1 protein-coding gene and 1 pseudogene are annotated in these 1,363 nt (G+C 39.2%); both read left to right on the forward strand.

Going from position 1 to position 1,363, the window contains the following annotated elements; genetic code table 11:
• A pseudogene (locus tag I656_RS0117315) lies at positions 1–452 on the forward strand (hypothetical protein); the annotation flags it as partial.
• A 3-nt stretch (positions 453–455) separates the two neighbouring features.
• Positions 456–1,202: an HIRAN domain-containing protein gene (locus tag I656_RS00040; RefSeq protein WP_020756988.1), complete on the forward strand. Its 747-nt coding sequence runs from the start codon at positions 456–458 to the stop codon at positions 1,200–1,202.
• Positions 1,203–1,363: the final 161 nt, after the last annotated feature.

The raw sequence follows: 1,363 nt of genomic DNA on the forward strand, positions 1-1,363 counted from the left end.
TTTTACATCCAGTAGAGCGCCCGCCGCATTCTACCAAACTGACTTGTATGAAGGAAAACAGAATCGAGCAATCGGAAAATCTTTATTACAACTTATATATATATGATAACGGGGCGTCGCTAAGATACCAATTGAAGGAAGAACGTATTCTAAAAATGTTTCAAGATCAGAGAATGTTCGAAGCTTTTACAAATCGGAGTTTTTCTTTAATCGGACTTCCTCATAAGAAGAAGCCTAAATATAAAGAATTACTAAGTTTCATTTATGAATTGTATCCAAAAGAAATGAAGAAGGAAATTGATCGTATCAGTCAAATAAATGAGCAACAAGTCACAACTGTTTTAGATGGTGTTTCAGAAAATGTCATGAGTAAAATTTACAAAGAATGGGTATTAAAATTATTACAGTATCGAAAAGAATGGCTCGTAAATTGGTATATGGAGGTGAAATAAGCGATGCGCCCTTTTGTGCTTTGGTTAATTTGGCAAAATGAATGTACTCGGCAGCGATATCATATTGGAAACTTATTACACGATGGGGATAAGTATGTATTTTATTATGAACGCAGCAGGAAGAGAAGAGGACTGTTCGAAGCACTAGAAAACGGTTATCAACCTCATTTGTCGTTTCCGGATATAGGAAAAAAATACGTTTCTAACAGATTGTTCGGGCCTTTTGAGCGGCGTTTGCCTGACCGGCGCCGTCCGGATTTTTTAGAAATTTTGCGGACATACGGCTTGCCGCGCGATTGTACAGATATGGATATGTTGCGAGCGACTGGTGGTAAACTTGCGACAGATTCTTATGAATTTGTAGCGCCAATTTATGTATGGGGAAATCATTTCGATTTTGATTTTTATGTCGCCGGTTGGAGGTATTATGAGGGAGATCAAGTGGTTCAACATCTTAAAGTGGGAGATGAGGTGCATTTTCGGTTAGAGCCGGAGAATAGGCAAGATTCTAAAGCAGTAGAAGTGTTAACAGATGAAGGGTGTAAGCTAGGGTATATTCCTGCTTTCTATAGCGAGTTTATGTTTAACCTTATTCAAAACAACGGGCGTTATATGGCGAGAATTGAATCAATTCATGTTGAGGCTTTTCCTCAGCGCAAAGTAAATATAAGTGTCTACGGCGAGTTCCTTCCGTCTTATCAGACGCAAGATCTCGATATGTTGCATCAAATATCGTTAGAAGTGATTTAGTCTGTTCACTGTTTTCTGAAGTGAGCATGTTTGATTTCAGATGAATGAATATGTCCACGAAATCGAAGCGCTGCTGCAAAACATCAAAGAAGAAGTGATCGACCGTGATGTATGGAATGAGCCCGACCGTGTTTGAACGGCTGATGGCGTATTTCGCGGGC

It is taken from the genome of Geobacillus sp. WSUCF1, assembly GCF_000422025.1.
Classification (GTDB): domain Bacteria; phylum Bacillota; class Bacilli; order Bacillales; family Anoxybacillaceae; genus Geobacillus; species Geobacillus zalihae.

What these genes read in the sequence shown, in the direction of transcription:
- I656_RS00040 (WP_020756988.1), top strand. Translation starts at nt 456, where the DNA reads ATGCGCCCTTTTGTGCTTTGGTTAATTTGGCAAAATGAATGTACTCGG.